Genomic DNA, 16,909 nt, shown 5'->3' with positions numbered 1-16,909 from the left:
ATCAGGATCACGCCGCTTTCGTTGCGCACACTTTGCAGTCTTTTCAATTCAGCCATAAGTATCAAGCTCCGCTGCGCGGATTGCGCAGTTTGATGGTTTTGGTCAACGTGCGGCGTACATAGCGGTCAGCTGTCCCCGCCGGGCGGTCTTCGAGTGCCGGGCGAGTTGAGGAGTCATACTGATCAGGTACTTTCGACCGCGCGACGATACTCACCCGCACGGCCACAATGCTGCTGTCGTCGGCAGGGTCGTTGACAAATGCCGCCGGGGTGTACCCCGCTGCCGGATAATCGATCTTGCCGTCGCGCGGGCTGACATCGACTCCGTAGGCAAACTGGATATCTTCGATGCCTTCGGCGACCACCTGCCGATCAGCCCCCCGCAGCTTGCTAAAATCCTTGGTGACCAGGCAGGGAAAGTTTTGTTTGGGATCCGTCGGGTAGCAATCAGCTCTGATCGAATAGGTGATCGCCTGGAGCATATAGACCGGGAGATTGTTCGCGTATTCGTTGTGGGTGTCGGGGGTAACCATGATGGCGTTACTTGATCCTCCGTCGAGAGAGACAGTACTGTAATCGCTGGCTGCGAGATATTCGACACCGCCAATGCTCAGGTGTTTCCTCGAAGTGAACAGTGGTGGTTCCGGTGTTCCGCCAGCGGGGAATTTGTCGCGATACAGAGGCTTGAGCGAGACAGTTTCAGGGAATGGCGCATCTTCGTGGTTGCCGTCGATGAAGCGGGTTTCCATATACCCCGCGATCTGGTCGTCGCCATTGAAGTCGGGGTTGATGTAGATCTTTTTGCCGACGGTATTATAGATGGTGCCGACCTTGTACCCAACGCCCAACAAAGTGATTTCGTCGGGGGCGGAGGAGCTGTTGGTTGCGGTGACCGGCGTTGAAAAACTGCCGCCATCGAAGGCCAGGGTTCTGTTATCTTCCGGCAAACCAAACCCGGCCTGACGAATATCCTGCGTAATCCGCTCCATTGCCACGCGCAGATTCTGCTGGATTTCGGAGACCTGCTCCTGTTTGCGGGCGGTGCGCGTGGTGGAAAAAAAGACGCTGTAGGCTCCGGAGGCCACCAGCATGCCGATGACCATCGCGACGAGCATTTCGGTCAGGGTAAAGCCGCGCTGATTTTTTAACAGGTGCATCATGTCAGGTTCCCCAGGTTTCCATGATCGTGGCAAATTGCAGGGTTTTGGTTGTCCCTGCCCCCCAGGTGACTTGTACGGTGATCGTGGAGGTCTTCTCAATCGGACTTTCCGTGACCACCGAGACGGTGCCGGTCAATCCCGGGAGTCTGGTGTCTGCCATGCGTTGTTTCCACTGGGTGCAATCGCCTCTGGCCGGGTCGGAGCCGGTGCAGGTGTTGGCGGTGTTGATGCCGTGATAAATCCCCGGATTATTGCCGCCGTTGACACGAATCCGTTCAACCATCTCTTCGACCAGTTGCACCACCACGGTATCGTCACGAGATTTGGCGTTGCTGCTCAACGCCGAAAGCTGCATGCTCGCAACCCCGAGCATACCGACCGAGAGGATGGTGATCGAGATCAGCACTTCAACGAGGGTGAAGCCTTTTGCGTTTTTTCGTGCAGTACAAAAGAGTTTTTTCGCAAGGGCCGAATATTTACGACACATAAAGTGGCTCCCTGTCATGGGCACGGGGTTGGGGGTGTTGGTTTCTCAATTTTTACCGATCCGGTGCCGGTGTTCGGCACATAAACCTTCCAGACGTTACTGCTCATTGAAATACGGACACTCCCGCCACCGGAAGTGCCGTTGGGATAAAAAACAAAATCGGTCGGCTTGTTACCGGTGGTTGGCGCACAGGCGGTGATCTGGCCATAGCTCGACACTCCGGTATAGGCTTTTTCTTCAATCCCCGGAGATTTTTCCACCCACACTTCATAGTTTCCGGTGTTGTCGTCACTAAACCGCAAACCGGTGACCTTCCCTTCCTTGATCGCCTGCGTGCGAACTTTGAGCGCATCGCTGTAAATCTGCCGCGCGGCACCTTTTAACTGGTAGGAACGCACCGTCGGCCCAAGAGCGACAAACGCAATCGCCGAGAGCGCGGCAAAGATGGCGATGACAACCAGAAGCTCAACCAGGGTGAATCCGGCTTCACGGGGATGTTTACCGCCTGATTGAGGCACTGGTTTTCGATCAGTAATCACGGACATTGATGGCCTCCACTTACGCATGCACAAGGAGAGGTGCAATGGATATTCCTTTTAAAATAAAAGGTAAGTTGCTGAAATGATAGTTTTCCATAAGTATTGTCAGGGCGCGACGCCGCTGCACATGCAAACTTTGCACTGTTTTCCTGTTTGAGGGCACCCCCCCCTTTCCGCTGCGCTCCCTTCCCCCCTGTTTCACAGGGGGGATAGCGGGGGGTCAGATTTCATATTCCTTGATCTTGTACTGTAAATTACGCAGACTGATTTCCAGCAATTCCGCAGCATGGGTGCGGTTGCCACCGGTGGCGTGCAGAGCTTTGCGAATATACTCTTTTTCCAGACGGGCAACGGCGGTTTTCAAGGAATATTCCGACCCGTTCTTTGCCCCCCGTAGCTGCGCGTCCCACGGCAGATCGGCGGTGTCAATGCAATCGCCGGGGGAAAAGACGATCATCTTTTCGACAAAATTTTCCAGCTCGCGAATATTCCCCGGCCAGTTGTACTTGCGCAGTCTGGTGATGGCTTCTGCCGTCAGCCGGGGCGGGGGGCGATTTTCACGTGAGGCGATGTGGTGCAAAAAATGCTCGGCGAGTGGCCCGATGTCCTCGCGCCGCTCGCGCAGTGCGGGGAGGCGGACTTCGGTGACGGCCAGACGATAATACAGATCTTCACGAAAGGTGCCGCGCGCGACTTCGTCATGCAGGTTTTTAACGGTCGCGGCAACGATGCGCACATCTACCCGGCGCGGTCTGGTTTCGCCGATCCGCAGGACTTCCCCCTCTTGCAGTACGCGCAGCAGTTTGGGCTGAAGGGCCAGCGGCAGTTCGCCGATCTCGTCGAGAAACAGGGTGCCACCGCTGGCGGCGGTAAAGAGACCGTCATGATGACGGTCGGCGCCGGTGAAGGAACCACGGGCGTGGCCAAAGAGTTCGCTCTCCATCAGCCCGGCAGGGATCGCGCTGCAATTAACGGCGATAAACGGCCCGGCGGCGCGGGGGCTGCCGCTGTGCAGTGCCCGCGCGATCAGTTCCTTGCCGGTGCCGGTTTCGCCGCTGATCAGCACCGGGACATGGCTGGCGGCCAGTTTTTCAACCATCACCGTGACCTGCTGCATGACCGGGCTGCGAAACACCACAAGCGGCCGGGTCGCACTCCCCTGACAGTGGCTCAACGCGGTCGCCAGCTTGCGGTTTTCGTCCTGTAGCCGCAGCCTTTCTTCGGCCTTTTTCAGTGTTAACAAGACTTCGTCCGGCTTGAACGGCTTGGAGATATAGTCGTAAGCGCCGTTTTTCATGCACTCAAGGGCGGTCTCGATCGAGCCGTAGGCACTCATCATAATCACCGTCGGGGCGAGGGAGCGTTGGCGTAATTCGCGCAGCAAACTCAGACCATCAAGTCCTGGCATGCGGATGTCACACAAGACCAGATCAAAATCCTCTGTTGCAAGGAGGGTGAGTGCCGCAGCGCCGTTGGCCACTTCGGTGACCCGGTAGTGCTCACGCTCCAGTGTCAGGCGCAGCATGTGGCGCATCGACGCCTCATCGTCAATCAGCAGAATGTTCAGTTGTTCACCTCGCACCGGTTACTCCACAAGCGGTAGTATTAGCGTTAACAGCGTCCCTTTTCCGGGCGCGCTGTCAACGTCGATGCGGCCTTTGGCGTCGTCGATAATCCGCGCGCAGACTGCCAGCCCCAGCCCGCGTCCCTGGTCGGGATCTTTGGTGGTGTAGAAGGGGTCAAAGATATGCGCCAGGATCTCGGCCGACATGCCGCAGCCGTCGTCGCGCACCGAAATTTTCACGGTGTTGTGCTCAATTGCAGTGGTCAGGACAATCTGTCCTCCGGCAGTCGTTGCGTCTCTGGCATTAAGCAACAGATTGACCAGGACCTGTTGCAGGCGGTGCCGATCGATCCGCACAGTTGCCGGGGTGGTGGCCGGAGTGCAAACGAATTGGCGGGAGTCGAAGATCCCCTGATGGCGGAGGAACTCGACCGCCGCGGTCGTCACTTCATTGATATCGACCGCGTCCAGGGTTTCGGCGGCGGGGCGGGCGTAGTCGAGCAAGTCACGCACCAGCCGATCGATCCGCGTTATTTCGATCATCGCTCGTTCCGCCAGCTCCTGCGCAAGGGTTGCGTCGGGTTCGTTGCGGATTAACGCCAGATAACCGCTGACCGCGCCGAGGGGATTGCCGAGTTCATGCGCCATGCCCGCGGCCAGATGACCAACGGTTGCCAGTTTTTCGGAACGCGCCAGCCGCTGTTGTGCATTGCGTAGTTCACTGTTGGCGGCTTCCAGAGAAGCGATATGCTCTTCGCTTTCGGCGCGGCTTTCCTTGAGTGCGGTGACCATGGTTGCAAACGCTGCTGACAATTCCGCAATTTCACGCGGGCCGGTGACTTGCGGTGCCTGTTCCAGGTCGCCGGCGGCAATGCGTTCGGTAGCGATGCGCAAACGTCCGATCGGGCGAACCACGTTACGGTTAAGCAGATAAAAACCGCAGCCGCTGAGGAGGATGCCGAAAATCAGGACATAACCGATAAACCAGCGTTGCGCCGCTCGAATCCGCATGGCCATCTCGGCAAGAGAAAAACGCAGTTGAACCGCGCCGACAAATTGCCCGCCACGGATCAGGGGCACCGAGATCAAAAAATGACCTTCGCTGTTGCTGCCGAACCAGGCGGGGCTGTCATAGCTCAGGCGGGTTGAATTTTCAAGCGTCTGGCGAACGGTCTGTAACGCGTTCATATCGAGAATAAAATCGAAGCGAGAGGACAATTGTTCGATCGGTGCCAGGGTGTCGTCTACCAGGCTCCAGGCATCGACCGGGACGGATGTCGGCAACGGCTGAGATTCGCCCAGACCGCGTTTTTCGGGAGGGAGGGATAATGATGCGGCAAAGATTTCCGCCGTTGCGGAAAAGGCCGCGATCTGTTGCGCCACCAGTTCCCGTTCGGTTAATTTGAGCAGCAGAAATCCGGAAAAAAGCAGGGCCGCACCGAGCAGGATGATAACATGGACAATGATTTCGGTCCGTAACCCGACCGGTTTTGCCATACGGACTCCGCAACTGCAAATACTTAAATAGAGAAAAAACATCAAAACCAGCAGATGACTCAAAATAGCATAACATGTGTCGCAGGCAAAGCAGAGAGCACAACGATTTTTTCAGCAGTGATTAAAGTGCTGATAATTGTGTACACCCCCTTGACACTGCCCTGTTAAATCATTAAATTACCGACGACCAAACTATTTGGAGGTAACGCATTATGCCAATGTACGAATATCAATGTGAAGCATGCGGGCTGGTTTTTGAGGCTCGCCAGAAATTTTCAGATGCGCCGCTGACTGAATGTCGCGCGTGCCAGGGGCAGGTCAAGAAGCTCATCTCCCAGAACGGATTTGCTCTTAAGGGGGGCGGCTGGTTCGACCAGGGCTATGGTGCGCAAGGTGCCGCACCCTGTGCTGCGGCAGAAGCGGGTGGCGGTTGCGCCGGTTGCCCGAAAGCGGTCAACGCATAAACTGATCTGCATCCCCGGCATTGTCCGGGGATTTTTTTTGGTCTTCCCCTCTCACGATTCCGCAACTCCGGCGGTCGCCTGTTGACGCACAAAAAATTGCCGGGGAACATTCCTGCTGCTTTACTTTCTTAAATCGGTTTCGTATAGTTTTGTTTCTTGTTTTCAGGAGGAAATAATATGGGTAAAATCATCGATGGCAAGGCGATCGCCGCGACGATGCGCGAGACGATCAAGGCAGATGTGGAGACGTTGACGGCGCAAGGGGTGACCCCCGGTTTGGCGGTGGTGCTGGTCGGCGAGGATCCGGCGAGTCGGGTCTATGTGTCGATGAAGGAAAAGGCGTGCGAGCAGGCCGGAATTTTTTCCGACGAACACAAGCTGTCCGCCGCAACGACCGAAGCTCAACTGTTGGCGTTGATCGATGAAATCAACAACGATGCGCGCATCGACGGCATTCTGGTGCAGCTGCCGCTGCCGCCGCATATCGACGAAAGTAAAATTCTCGAAGCGATTTCCCCGGCCAAGGATGCTGATGGCTTCCACCCGTATAATGTCGGGCGACTGGTGACCGGCAACCCCCTCTTTCAGCCGTGTACCCCTTATGGGGTGATGAAGATGCTCGAACATACCGGCGTTGACCTGAAGGGGAAAGAGGTGGTGGTGGTCGGACGGTCGAATATCGTTGGCAAACCGGTGGCGCTGATGTGTCTGGCCGAGCACGCGACGGTAACGATCTGTCATTCGCGCACCCGCGATCTTGCTGCCCAGGTCGGGCGTGCCGACGTGGTGATTGCCGCTGTCGGACAACCGGAGATGATCAAGGGTGCCTGGATCAAGGAAGGTGCGGTAGTTATCGATGTCGGGGTCAATCGCGTGGGGGATAAAAAACTGGTCGGTGATGTCGAATTTGCCGCGGCCAAAGAACGCGCCAGTGCCATTACTCCAGTGCCGGGCGGGGTCGGTCCGATGACGATCACCATGCTGCTCTACAATACGGTTGAAAGCGCCAAGCGCCGCGCCCGCAGATAAATCTTTTTTTGGGAGCAGCCCTGCATGATCATCAGTGAACAAAAAAGCCAGACTGAACTGCTTGCCCAACTGACGGAGAAAGAGCATATTTTTCTGATCGGTTGCGCGGCCTGTGCGACGGCTTGCAAGGTTGGCGGCGAGGAAGAAGTCTTCCAGATGCAGGAATGGCTGCAAACCCTCGGCAAAGAGGTGACCGGCAGCGTGGTGATCGATGAGGCGTGTCACATCATGCGCGCCGGGCGCGACCTGCGCCACCACAAAGTGGCGGTCGCCGCTGCCGATGCCCTGCTGGTGCTGGCGTGTGGTGCGGGGGTCCAGTCGATCTCAGCGTGCAGTGAAAAGCGCGTGGTCGGCGGACTTAACAGTCTGTTTCTCGGCAATATCCGCCGGTTAGGTCAGTTTGAGGAAAAATGTTCTCTGTGTGGCGAGTGTATCCTCAATGAAACGGCCGGTATCTGTCCGGTGACGATCTGTGCCAAGGGGTTGCTGAACGGACCGTGCGGCGGGGTGGAAGACGGCAAGTGCGAGACCGACCGGGAGCTGGACTGCGCCTGGCATCTGATCTTTGAACGACTCAAGGTACAGGGGCGGAGCGGAGTTTTTGCGCGCATCGTGGAACCGAAAAACTGGGGGAAAAAATTTAAACCGGGGCGCCATGAAAACAGGAAATAATACGGATTCGCGCCCATGAGTACCTTACGCCAGAAGATCGAAGCGGGCACTTTCGTGATTACGGCGGAGGTGGCGCCCCCCAAGGGGGTTGATGTGACAACAGCGCTGGCGACGGTGCGGTCGCTGGTCGGGATCGACGCGGTGAATGTCACCGACAATCAGGGGGCCAACATGCGCATGAGTTCGTTGGCACTGGCGTCCTTGTTGCCGCGCGAAGGGATCGAGCCGATTCTGCAGCTGACCTGTCGCGACCGTAACCGCATGGCGTTGCAATCTGACCTGCTCGGTGCGGCGGCGCTCGGTGTCACGAATCTGCTGCTGATCTCCGGCGACCACCCCGGCTTTGGTGATCATCCCCAGGCGCGGGCGGTATTTGATCTTGATTCCGTGCAGTTGTTGCAGACGGTGGGGCGGTTGAACAGCGGAGAGGATCTTTCCGGGGCGAAGTTGACCGGTGTGCCACAGTTTTTTGCCGGTGCGGCAATGACGCCGGAAGCGGAACCGTTTGAGCTGATTTTTCAGAAATACCGTAAAAAAGTGGAGGCCGGGGCACATTTTTTTCAAACCCAGGCGGTTTACGATCTGGCCAGAATGGAGCACTTCATGGCTGCCGCGCGGCCGCTGGGGCGACCGGTACTCCTCGGCGTGCTGTTGTTGCGGAGTGCGGGGATGGCACGTTTTCTCAATGCCCATATCCCCGGTGTCCGGGTCAGCGCGGCGTTGATCGAGCGCCTTGCCGCCGCCAAGAATCCTCTCGATGAAGGGATTGCAATCGCGCGTGAGCAGGTCGCCTATGCCCGCGAACACTGCCAGGGCGTGCATCTGATGACCCTCGGGCATGAAGACCGGATCCCTGCTATCCTGCGCTGAAGGAGCTGAATATGTTGAAGGTAACACCGTTGAACCGGGTGCATCGTGCGTTGGGCGCACGGATGGTCGATTTTGGTGGCTGGGATATGCCGGTGCAGTATGCCGGGGTGATCGAAGAGCATCTCGCCACCCGCGCGGCAGCAGGACTGTTCGATGTGTCCCACATGGGGGAGGTCGAAGTCAGTGGTGCCAACGCGCTCGACTATATTCAGCATCTGACCCTCAATGATGCTGCCAGACTGGTCGACGGGCAGGTGCAGTACAATGCTATCTGTTACCCTGACGGGGGGGTGGTCGATGATGTGACGGTCTATCGTTTCAGTGCGACGTACTACCTGTTTTGTGTCAATGCGTCGAATACCGATAAAGATTTTGCCTGGATGGAAAAAGTTCTTGCGGAACGCGATTTTGGCAATGTGGTGCTGCGCAATCGCAGTGATGAATTTGCCCAACTGGCGTTGCAGGGGCCGCTGGCAGAACAGATTCTGGCACGACTCACCACGGTCGATCTGGGGGCGATCCGTTACTACCATTTCAATGCCGGGGAGGTGGCGGGCAGCGAGACGATTATTTCCCGCACCGGTTATACGGGCGAGGATGGCTTTGAGCTTTACTGTGCCGCTGCCGACGCGGAAAAGGTGTGGCATGCCCTGATGACGGCCGGCGCGGACGACGGTCTGATGCCGATCGGTCTCGGCGCGCGTGACACGCTGCGTCTGGAAATGAAATACGCCCTTTACGGCCACGAACTTTCCGAGCGGATCACGCCGCTGGAAGCGGGGCTGGGCTGGATCACCAAACTCGACAAGGGGGATTTCATCGGTGGCGCTGCACTGCGCCAGCAAAAGGAGGCCGGTGTACCGCGCACGCTGGTGGCACTGCGCATCACCGAATCCGGTATCCCGCGCGCCGATTACCCGCTCTTTTGCGGTGAGCGCGAGGTTGGGGTGGTGACCAGCGGCACGATGTCGCCGTCGTTGCGCTGCGGGATCGGTCTGGGGCTGGTGGCGCGTGACTGCGCCGCGATCGGGACGCAATTAACGGTCGGTATTCGTAAAAAACGGGTCGCGGCGCAGATCGTTAAACCGCCTTTTATCGACAGATAAGCGTTGTTGAAACGCACCATATAGAACTGTTCAGCTTTTTATGTAGGAGCGGCTTTAGCCGCGAACAATCGCGCCTGAAGGCGACTCTTACAGCGTCATTCCGGCAAGATTTTAGCCGGAATCCAGATTTTTGAGGGTTAAAGCCTGGATCCCCGACAGGAGCGCTCGGGGATGACGGCCTTTGGTCGAGCAGGTGAATAATTACCAATTTAAATGATTCAAGGAGCGAAGACGCATGGAATTTCCGGACGAGTTGAAGTACACCGAAGAGCATGAATGGGTGTTGGTTGAGGACGACAGTGTGACGGTCGGTATTACTGATTTTGCCCAGGATGCGCTGGGGGATGTGGTTTTTGTCGAACTCCCCGATGTCGGCGAGATGGTGGAGCTGGGCAAGCCGTTCGGCGTGGTCGAATCGGTCAAGGCGGTCTCCGATATCTATGCCCCGGTCAGTGGCGAGGTGATCGAAATCAATGAGGCGTTGACTGACGAGCCGGAAGTGGTCAATTCCTCCCCCTACGAGGATGCCTGGATGATCAAGATCAAACCGAGCAATCCGGAGGAATTCAACGATCTGCTGTCGGTCGATGAATATCGCGCCCTGACCGAAGAGGACTGATGGCGTCGCCATTCACTCTTTTCGCTGACACATTATTACAACCGGGAGGCGCGGATGCGCTATCTGCCACAAACTGAAACTGATATCCGGGAGATGCTGGAGACCATTGCCGTCGATGATATCGAGGCCCTCTTCAGTGCGATCCCCGCTGAAGTCCGCTTGCAGCGACCGTTACGGTTGCCGGAGGCAATGGCTGAAAGTGAACTGCTGAGTGAACTGAAGCGTCTGGCGGCGGCCAACGCCGATCCTGACCGCTATCTGTCGTTTCTTGGCGGCGGAGCCTACAACCACTTTATCCCGGCGGTGGTTGACCAGCTGATTTCACGCAGTGAATTCTACACCGCCTATACCCCCTATCAGCCGGAGATCAGCCAGGGCACGTTGCAGGCGATCTTCGAATACCAGACGCTGATCTGTCAGCTGACCGGCATGGATGTCGCCAATGCGTCGCTGTATGATGGGGCCTCGGCGTGCGCCGAGGCGGGGTTGATGGCAGTGCGGGCGGCGCGTCAGCGGCGCAAGGTGTTGCTGTCTGGCGCGTTGCATCCAGAGTATCGGGAGACGGTACGAACTTACTGCCAGTATCTGCAGATTGAGCTGGTGGAAGTGCCGTTTGGCGCAGACGGCATAACCGATCGGGAGCGGCTGACCGAACTGCTCGATGCGGAGACTGCGGCGGTGGTGGTCGGCTATCCGAATTTTTTCGGAGTCGTCGAACCGCTGGCCGATTTTGCAGCAGCAGCCCAGGCTGCGGGGGCGCGACTGGTGGCGGCGGTTGCTGAGCCGCTGGCGCTCGGGCTGTTCAAGTCGCCGGGTGAACTCGGTGCCGATATCGTTGCCGGAGAAGGGCAGAGCTTCGGTATTCCGGTGTCGTTCGGCGGGCCGTACCTGGGGTTCTTTGCCGCCCGCGACAAGGATGTGCGCAGTATGCCCGGTCGCCTGATCGGGGAAACGGTGGATCGTGACGGGAAGCGTGGCTTTGTGCTCACTCTGGCGACCCGTGAACAACACATCCGCCGCGAAAAAGCGACCTCGAACATCTGTTCCAACGAGGGGCTTTGTGCGTTGACCGCGACGGTCTATCTGGCGCTGCTCGGCAAGCAGGGGTTGCGTGAAGTGGCACAGCAGAACTATGCCAAAGCAGCCTAAGCCAGGGAACAGATCGCGGCGTTGCCACATTGCTCCCTGCCGTTTGCGGCGCCGACATTCAACGAATTTGTGGTCGAGACCGACGCACCGGCCGCGGTGGTACTGCAACGCCTGGCTGGTGAGCGGATCCTTGCCGGGCTTGATCTGCAGCGTTACTATCCACAGATGGCAAACCGCTTGCTGGTCTGCGTGACAGAACAAAACTCACGGGCGCAGATCGATACGCTGGTCGCGGCGCTGGCAGGAGGTGCGGCATGAAGGGGGTCGGAACCAGCGGGTTGATACTGAACGAAAAACTGCTTTTCGAATACTCCGCCGCGGGGCGCAAAGGATATAAGTCTGGCGCAACTCGATGTGCCGGAGTCAACGCCGCCGCAGGAGCTCATCCGCGATGAGATTCCCGGTTTCCCGGAGCTGTCGGAGGTCGATGTGGTGCGCCATTTTACCGACTTTCAACCTGGAACTACGGTGTCGATTCCGGTTTTTATCGGCTCGGCAGCTGCACCATGAAATACAACCCCAAGGTCAACGAAACGGCTGCGCGTCTGCCCGGTCTGGCGCAACTTCATCCTGCCACGCCGCAGTCGCTGGCGCAGGGAGCGCTGGAGTTGATGTATGGCTTGCAGGGTGCGCTGGCAGAAATTTCCGGGTTTGCGGCGCTGACGTTGCAACCCGCCGCTGGATCGCACGGCGAACTGACTGGCATGCTGATGATTCGTGCCTGGCACGAGGCGCAGGGACGCCCGCGCACCAAGGTCTTGATCCCCGACACCGCTCACGGCACCAACCCGGCCTCGGCAGCGATGTGCGGTTACGAGGTCGTGCCGATCGCCGGGACCGGAGGGGTGCTCAGCGCCGCGCGGGTTGCGGCGCTGATGGATGAGGATGTTGCCGCGCTGATGGTGACCAATCCGAATACCCTCGGTCTGTTCGAGGCGGAAATTCGCGAAATATGCGCCGTTGTTCACGCCAGGGGTGGACTGGTTTACTGTGACGGGGCCAATCTGAATGCCTTGCTGGGGATCGCGCGCCCCGCCGATATGGGGATCGACGTGATGCACTTCAATCTGCACAAGTCTTGCCAATGATTGTCACACCCTCGACCTCGCCAAGCGCTTGATCGATTACGGATATCATCCGCCGACGATTTATTTTCCGTTGGTGGTTCACGGGGCGATCATGATCGAGCCGACTGAAACCGAAAGTAAGGAAGTGATCGACGCGTTTTGCGATGCGATGCTGGCCATTGCTGCCGAAGCGCAGGACAACCCCGCATTGCTCCATGCTGCACCCGTGCGCACCAAGGTGCAGCGCCTTGACGAGACCGGGGCGGCGCGTAAGCCGAAGCTGAAATGGACCGGGTGATCCCGTTTTACAGCAAGTAACTACTGTTCAGCTCTTTTGTAGGAGCGGCTTTAGCCGCGAACCATCGCGCCTTAAGGCGACTCCTGCAGCGTCATTCCGGCAGGGGTTTAGCCGGGATCCAGGGTTTTCAGGGTTGAAAGTCTGGATCCCCGACAGGATCGCTCGGGGATGACGACCTTTGGGTGGGCAAGTGAATAGTTACTACAGCAATACATAAACAGGAAATGGGTCGCTCTTGAGTGGCCCATTTCAGTTTATGCGGTTCAGTTGACATCGCGGCGTTGTCCGGAAATCTGATAAATAAAAGAGACGGAGAATTCCAGAAATTCCTGCTGATAATGGGAGGGAAACTCACCGTAAGGGGCACCGCGCCGCACTGCACCAATGGCGGTTTCATCGAGGATGGCATAACCGGAAGAACGAAGCAGTTTCACGTCGGCGACGCTGCCGTCGCGGTTGATGCGGATGCCCAGCAGTGCCACCCCTTCCTGCCCGCGCTCTCCCGCAGCAACCGGGTAGTTCCAAACCATGCGGATATTATCGCGAAAGCGGTAAAAAAATGAGCTGAGCAGGTCGTTTTGCAGGTCGAAATGCAGATATTCCCCTTCGCGCATGTCGTCGCGCCGGGCGCGGCGCGCTTCCTTGCCAAGGGTGGCGACAGCGGTTGCATCAGCAAGTTGCAGATACGATTTCGGGTCGAGGGCCGCAACTCCCTCCGGTTTTGGCGGGCTGGTCAGCGCGCTGTCAGGGCGTGCTTCGCCCGTTTTCCGGTCGGCCTCAGGGGTGGGCGGCGACGGCAGACCGGATTGCGGTGCGCCGGTGTGCCCGACCTCCGTCTCTTGGGTCTGGGGCGCGGCGGAAAATGGTGTGGTATCTTCAAAGGAGTCGCCTTGGGGGGCGGTTTCGACGGCGACCACCTGATTGATTGGGCCGAGACGTTTGGCCGGTCGGTCGCGGGGGATATCGAGTTGCTTATCCGGTTCGACATCAAGCTCGATTTTGCGCGGCTCCACGGAACGAATTTCAACAAAGACCGGTTTTTCCTGCACCGTTGGTGGCGACATCCTGACCCCCGGCAAGAATTGCAATGCCAGAAGGTGGAGCAGCAGTGAGAGGATAAGAAACCCCCACAGAAAAAGAGTGTGATGTTGTTTCAGGTTCATCGTGGGTAGATTAATCTCCGATAAAATTTGATGGCGTCGCAAAAAGTCCGCCCTACTGCGTTACGCCGGTTTTTCAGGACCTCGACCTACCTGCTGTAGGCCTTCGCCCCTGAAAAACCACCAGGCCTTGTAGGACGAAATTTTTGCTTAGCCATCCCATGAGTTTTTGCGAGTGCATCAAAATTTCGCCCATTATACACAAACTTTTTTATCCAGGTCAAAGAATGCACCGCACGTCGTCCGCGAGCCGATAAACGGTTGACCGGCGCGTCCTCTTCAGGTATAAAAGGAAAGTTTTGAGATAAATAAAGCTTTGTTTTGGAGGAGAAGAGCCATGCATCTAGTTGACCAGATTAAAGCAAAAGCAAGAGCAAATCGTCAGACTGTCGTGTTGCCGGAGGGCTACGACGAGCGCATGGTCGAGGCGGCGGGGAAGATTGTCGCCGACGGGCTGGCCAATGTTGTCCTGCTCGGCAACGTTGCCGCGTTGCAGGCCAAAGCGGCAGAGCTCGGTGCGTCGCTTGAAGGGGTCGAATTAATTGACCCGAAGAGTGCCACCACCCTGGATGTTTATGCGGCGGACCTTTGCGAAATCCGCAAAAAAAAGAAACTGACTACAGATGACGCAAAAAAACTTCTGACGGGGGAAGACAATCTTTATTTCGGAGCCATGATGGTTCAGAAAGGGGATGCGGGGGGGATGGTTGCCGGGGCGTTCAATACCACCGGTGATGTGCTGCGGGCGGCCTTTCAGGTGATCGGTACGGCTGCCGGGATGAAAACCGTGTCTTCGGTTTTTCTGATGGTTACCAAAACGCCGGAATTCGGTGTGAACGGTACCTTGTGCTTCGCCGATTGTGCGGTGAACCCGAACCCCGACGCCCAGGCGCTGGCCGAGATCGCGGTGGCGACGGCGAGCAGTTGCAAGAGCTTCCTCGGGGTTGACGCGAAGGTCGCCATGCTTTCGTTCTCGACCAAAGGAAGCGCCAAGCATGAGGATGCCGACAAGGTTCTCGAGGCGCTGCGCATCGCCAAAGAGCTTGCACCTGATTTACAAATTGACGGCGAATTGCAGGCCGATGCGGCGTTGTTGCCGAAGGTTGGCGCCAAGAAGGCCCCTGGTTCGTTAGTGGCGGGGCAGGCGAACACACTGGTCTTCCCCGATCTTGATTCGGGAAATATCGGCTACAAACTGGTCGAGCGCCTCGCCGGGGCGGAGGCCGTTGGCCCGATTATTCAGGGGTTGGCCAAGCCGGTGAATGATCTGTCGCGCGGTTGTTCGGTGGATGATATTATCTCGGTCGCGGCGATCACCGCGGTACAGGCGCAGGGCTGATTCCCCGAACCGACGCAGAAAAAGTGTAACCAAAAGAAAGCCCCCGACAGAATCTCTTCTGCCGGGGGCTTTCTTTTGTCGCGTTGCAACGGATGATCAGAGTTGGAAATCGCTACTCGCGAAGGTGTAGGGATATTTCATGTGATCGGTATAGGTCCCTTCGAGGATGGCGACAACATCCTCGGTGAAGACCAGCTCTTCGTTGGTTGGAATAACGAAGACCTTGATTGGGGAATCTGGTGTGGTGATGACACTCTCGCGCTTGCGGGTCATGGTGTTACGATTGACTTCCTTGTCGACAATAATACCCAGGTGCTCAAGTCCCTCGAGGGCAATCTCGCGAATTTTCCATCCCATTTCGCCGACACCGGCGGTAAAAACGACAGCATCGAGTTTTCCGGTCGCGGCCAGGTACGAGCCAATATATTTTTTGAGGCGGTAGCCCTCAATGTCAAGGGCCAGCTGGCAACGCGGGCAGCCGCCCTTTTCGGCCCCTTCAATCACATCACGGCGGTCAGTATACTGGCCGGTGATACCGAGGATGCCCGATTTCTTGTTGAGGATCGAATCGATTTCTTTGGCGGAAAGATTTTCCTGCTGCTGGATGAACATCGGAATTGCCGGGTCAATGTCGCCGCAGCGCGTGCCCATGACCGCCCCTTCCAGAGGCGTAAGCCCCATCGAGGTGTCGATCGATATACCGCCTTTGATGGCGGTGTGGGAAACACCGTTGCCGATGTGCATGGTGATGAGGTTGCAGTCTTGCGCCGCCTTGCCGAGCATCACTGCCGCACGTTTGGAGACATAGAGATGGCTGGTGCCGTGAAACCCGTAACGGCGTACACCGTACTTTTCATACCATTCGTGCGGCAGCGGGTAGGTGTAGGCATATTCCGGCATGGTTTGATGGAACGCGGTGTCGAAAATCGCAATATGCGGGACATCGGGCAGGACCGCCTGGGCCGCCTCAATCCCGGAGATGTTCGGCGGATTGTGCAACGGGGCCAGGTGCTGGACATCTTTGATCGCATCAAGAACTTCTTCCGAGATGCGTACTGAACAGGTGAATTTTTCGCCACCGTGAACAACCCGGTGTCCAACGGCGGAAATCTTGCTCATATCAGTGACAACGCCGTATTCCCGGTCACTGAGAGTTTTGATAATCAAATGAATTGCGACCTTGTGATCCGGGCATTCATACTCTTCACGGTAGGTTTCGCGACCGGGAACTTCGTGAATGATAAACGAATCACCAATCGTTACGCGCTCAACCATCCCCTTGGCGATAATTTCTTTTTTTTCCCAGTCAAATAATTGGTATTTGACGGAAGAACTTCCGCAGTTCAGTGCCAGAATATCCATGGAATAAAAACCTCCTTCGTAAGCGTTGATGTCGGGTATTTTAAGTGCAATGGTAAGTATAATGGTGTTTGATAGTTGTTTACACCGGCGCTTTCGGCAAAGGTGAAAATGGAGACATTCTGTCGCCAGAATCGCGCGTTGATAAGTTCTAGAGACTAACGAAAGTGGCTGCGGATTGCAAGAACTTTCGTTTTATTGTGGCCTGGCAAGAATCCTGCTGGACACCACAACGTAACTGGTGTATATAATTGCGAAACGGGGTGTCCCCGAACATTCTTTGATAAGGAGGTGATTCCATTGGCTCACGTAATTACTGATGAATGTATCAATTGCGCCGCTTGTGCCGATGCCTGTCCGGTCGACGCGATCAGCGAAGGTACCGACAAACACGTGATTGATGCTGACACTTGCACTGATTGTGGTGCTTGCAAAGATACCTGCCCGGTTGGCGCCATCGAGGGTTGATATTCTGAGCAGGTCGACGTAAGTTGTCTCTGTGAATTCCAAAAATGTCAAACAAAAAAAGCC

At 56.9% G+C, this 16,909-nt stretch carries 15 protein-coding genes and 2 pseudogenes; 10 read left to right on the top strand and 7 right to left on the bottom strand.

Features of this window, described 5'->3' with window-relative positions; genetic code table 11:
• Positions 1-61: 61 nt before the first annotated feature.
• The 5 genes from K0A93_05620 to K0A93_05600 all read right to left on the bottom strand — a co-directional run bounded on the left by K0A93_05620 (position 62) and on the right by K0A93_05600 (position 5,246).
• Entirely contained in the window at positions 62-1,159 is a 1,098-nt protein-coding gene (locus K0A93_05620) for a PilW family protein (GenBank protein MBW6511583.1), read from the bottom strand.
• Position 1,160: 1 nt separating this feature from the next.
• Positions 1,161-1,646 carry a type IV pilus modification protein PilV gene (gene pilV, locus K0A93_05615; GenBank protein MBW6511582.1) on the bottom strand — a complete coding sequence of 162 codons (486 nt, stop codon included), beginning with the start codon at positions 1,644-1,646 and terminating at the stop codon, positions 1,161-1,163.
• A gap of 14 nt (positions 1,647-1,660) precedes the next feature.
• Positions 1,661-2,191, bottom strand: a complete 531-nt coding sequence (locus tag K0A93_05610) for a GspH/FimT family pseudopilin (GenBank protein MBW6511581.1) — start codon at positions 2,189-2,191, stop codon at positions 1,661-1,663.
• 214 nt (positions 2,192-2,405) lie between these two features.
• Positions 2,406-3,719 carry a sigma-54 dependent transcriptional regulator gene (locus K0A93_05605; GenBank protein MBW6511580.1) on the bottom strand — a complete coding sequence of 438 codons (1,314 nt, stop codon included), beginning with the start codon at positions 3,717-3,719 and terminating at the stop codon, positions 2,406-2,408.
• A gap of 51 nt (positions 3,720-3,770) precedes the next feature.
• A complete protein-coding gene (locus K0A93_05600; GenBank protein MBW6511579.1) occupies positions 3,771-5,246 on the bottom strand; it encodes a HAMP domain-containing protein in 1,476 nt (491 codons plus the stop codon).
• Positions 5,247-5,458: 212 nt separating this feature from the next.
• Between K0A93_05600 and K0A93_05595 the strand changes: the two genes are divergently transcribed.
• From K0A93_05595 to K0A93_05560, 8 genes and pseudogenes are all read left to right on the top strand, one after another.
• The gene (locus K0A93_05595) at positions 5,459-5,710 is read left to right on the top strand and encodes a zinc ribbon domain-containing protein (protein MBW6511578.1); all 252 of its coding nucleotides are present in this window, start codon (positions 5,459-5,461) and stop codon (positions 5,708-5,710) included.
• A gap of 177 nt (positions 5,711-5,887) precedes the next feature.
• Complete coding sequence (folD, locus tag K0A93_05590) at positions 5,888-6,739, top strand: bifunctional methylenetetrahydrofolate dehydrogenase/methenyltetrahydrofolate cyclohydrolase FolD (GenBank protein MBW6511577.1); 852 nt, start codon at positions 5,888-5,890, stop codon at positions 6,737-6,739.
• A gap of 24 nt (positions 6,740-6,763) precedes the next feature.
• Positions 6,764-7,411 carry a methylenetetrahydrofolate reductase C-terminal domain-containing protein gene (locus K0A93_05585; protein ID MBW6511576.1) on the top strand — a complete coding sequence of 216 codons (648 nt, stop codon included), beginning with the start codon at positions 6,764-6,766 and terminating at the stop codon, positions 7,409-7,411.
• A 15-nt stretch (positions 7,412-7,426) separates the two neighbouring features.
• Positions 7,427-8,281 (top strand): methylenetetrahydrofolate reductase, encoded by an 855-nt coding sequence (locus K0A93_05580; GenBank protein ID MBW6511575.1) that lies wholly within the window; start codon positions 7,427-7,429, stop codon positions 8,279-8,281.
• An 11-nt stretch (positions 8,282-8,292) separates the two neighbouring features.
• Positions 8,293-9,387, top strand: a complete 1,095-nt coding sequence (gene gcvT / locus K0A93_05575) for a glycine cleavage system aminomethyltransferase GcvT (protein MBW6511574.1) — start codon at positions 8,293-8,295, stop codon at positions 9,385-9,387.
• A 235-nt stretch (positions 9,388-9,622) separates the two neighbouring features.
• The gene (gcvH, locus tag K0A93_05570; GenBank protein MBW6511573.1) at positions 9,623-10,006 is read left to right on the top strand and encodes a glycine cleavage system protein GcvH; all 384 of its coding nucleotides are present in this window, start codon (positions 9,623-9,625) and stop codon (positions 10,004-10,006) included.
• Positions 10,007-10,060: 54 nt separating this feature from the next.
• A pseudogene (gcvPA, locus tag K0A93_05565) lies at positions 10,061-11,413 on the top strand (aminomethyl-transferring glycine dehydrogenase subunit GcvPA).
• Positions 11,410-12,520 (top strand): annotated as a pseudogene (locus K0A93_05560) (aminotransferase class V-fold PLP-dependent enzyme). The pseudogenes gcvPA and K0A93_05560 overlap by 4 nt, the downstream one beginning before the upstream one ends.
• A gap of 263 nt (positions 12,521-12,783) precedes the next feature.
• Here the strand turns inward: K0A93_05560 and K0A93_05555 are convergent.
• On the bottom strand, positions 12,784-13,683 hold the full coding sequence (locus K0A93_05555; GenBank protein MBW6511572.1) for an energy transducer TonB: 900 nt from the start codon (positions 13,681-13,683) through the stop codon (positions 12,784-12,786).
• 334 nt (positions 13,684-14,017) lie between these two features.
• Between K0A93_05555 and pta the strand changes: the two genes are divergently transcribed.
• Positions 14,018-15,019: a phosphate acetyltransferase gene (gene pta / locus K0A93_05550; protein MBW6511571.1), complete on the top strand. Its 1,002-nt coding sequence runs from the start codon at positions 14,018-14,020 to the stop codon at positions 15,017-15,019.
• A 96-nt stretch (positions 15,020-15,115) separates the two neighbouring features.
• On the opposite strand, the gene K0A93_05545 is transcribed toward pta, so the two are convergent.
• Complete coding sequence (locus tag K0A93_05545; protein ID MBW6511570.1) at positions 15,116-16,381, bottom strand: acetate kinase; 1,266 nt, start codon at positions 16,379-16,381, stop codon at positions 15,116-15,118.
• Between the two features lie 297 nt (positions 16,382-16,678).
• On the opposite strand from K0A93_05545, the gene K0A93_05540 reads away from it, so the two are divergent.
• Entirely contained in the window at positions 16,679-16,846 is a 168-nt protein-coding gene (locus K0A93_05540; GenBank protein ID MBW6511569.1) for a 4Fe-4S binding protein, read from the top strand.
• Positions 16,847-16,909: the final 63 nt, after the last annotated feature.

Source organism: Desulfuromonadaceae bacterium (genome assembly GCA_019429445.1).
Lineage (GTDB): Bacteria > Desulfobacterota > Desulfuromonadia > Desulfuromonadales > JAHYIW01 > JAHYIW01.
The sequence above is the reverse complement of the archived record's forward strand: the minus strand, read 5'-3'. Positions and strand labels throughout refer to the sequence as shown.

Excerpts from the sequence above, each read along its gene's own strand:
- gcvT (MBW6511574.1), top strand. The coding sequence starts at position 8,293 with ATGTTGAAGGTAACACCGTTGAACCGGGTGCATCGTGCGTTGGGCGCA.
- K0A93_05605 (MBW6511580.1), bottom strand. The coding sequence starts at position 3,719 with ATGCGCCACATGCTGCGCCTGACACTGGAGCGTGAGCACTACCGGGTC.
- K0A93_05620 (MBW6511583.1), bottom strand. The coding sequence starts at position 1,159 with ATGATGCACCTGTTAAAAAATCAGCGCGGCTTTACCCTGACCGAAATG.
- K0A93_05610 (MBW6511581.1), bottom strand. The coding sequence starts at position 2,191 with ATGTCCGTGATTACTGATCGAAAACCAGTGCCTCAATCAGGCGGTAAA.
- K0A93_05595 (MBW6511578.1), top strand. The coding sequence starts at position 5,459 with ATGCCAATGTACGAATATCAATGTGAAGCATGCGGGCTGGTTTTTGAG.
- gcvH (MBW6511573.1), top strand. The coding sequence starts at position 9,623 with ATGGAATTTCCGGACGAGTTGAAGTACACCGAAGAGCATGAATGGGTG.
- folD (MBW6511577.1), top strand. The coding sequence starts at position 5,888 with ATGGGTAAAATCATCGATGGCAAGGCGATCGCCGCGACGATGCGCGAG.
- K0A93_05545 (MBW6511570.1), bottom strand. The coding sequence starts at position 16,381 with ATGGATATTCTGGCACTGAACTGCGGAAGTTCTTCCGTCAAATACCAA.
- K0A93_05580 (MBW6511575.1), top strand. The coding sequence starts at position 7,427 with ATGAGTACCTTACGCCAGAAGATCGAAGCGGGCACTTTCGTGATTACG.
- K0A93_05585 (MBW6511576.1), top strand. The coding sequence starts at position 6,764 with ATGATCATCAGTGAACAAAAAAGCCAGACTGAACTGCTTGCCCAACTG.
- K0A93_05600 (MBW6511579.1), bottom strand. The coding sequence starts at position 5,246 with ATGGCAAAACCGGTCGGGTTACGGACCGAAATCATTGTCCATGTTATC.
- K0A93_05555 (MBW6511572.1), bottom strand. The coding sequence starts at position 13,683 with ATGAACCTGAAACAACATCACACTCTTTTTCTGTGGGGGTTTCTTATC.
- pta (MBW6511571.1), top strand. The coding sequence starts at position 14,018 with ATGCATCTAGTTGACCAGATTAAAGCAAAAGCAAGAGCAAATCGTCAG.
- pilV (MBW6511582.1), bottom strand. The coding sequence starts at position 1,646 with ATGTGTCGTAAATATTCGGCCCTTGCGAAAAAACTCTTTTGTACTGCA.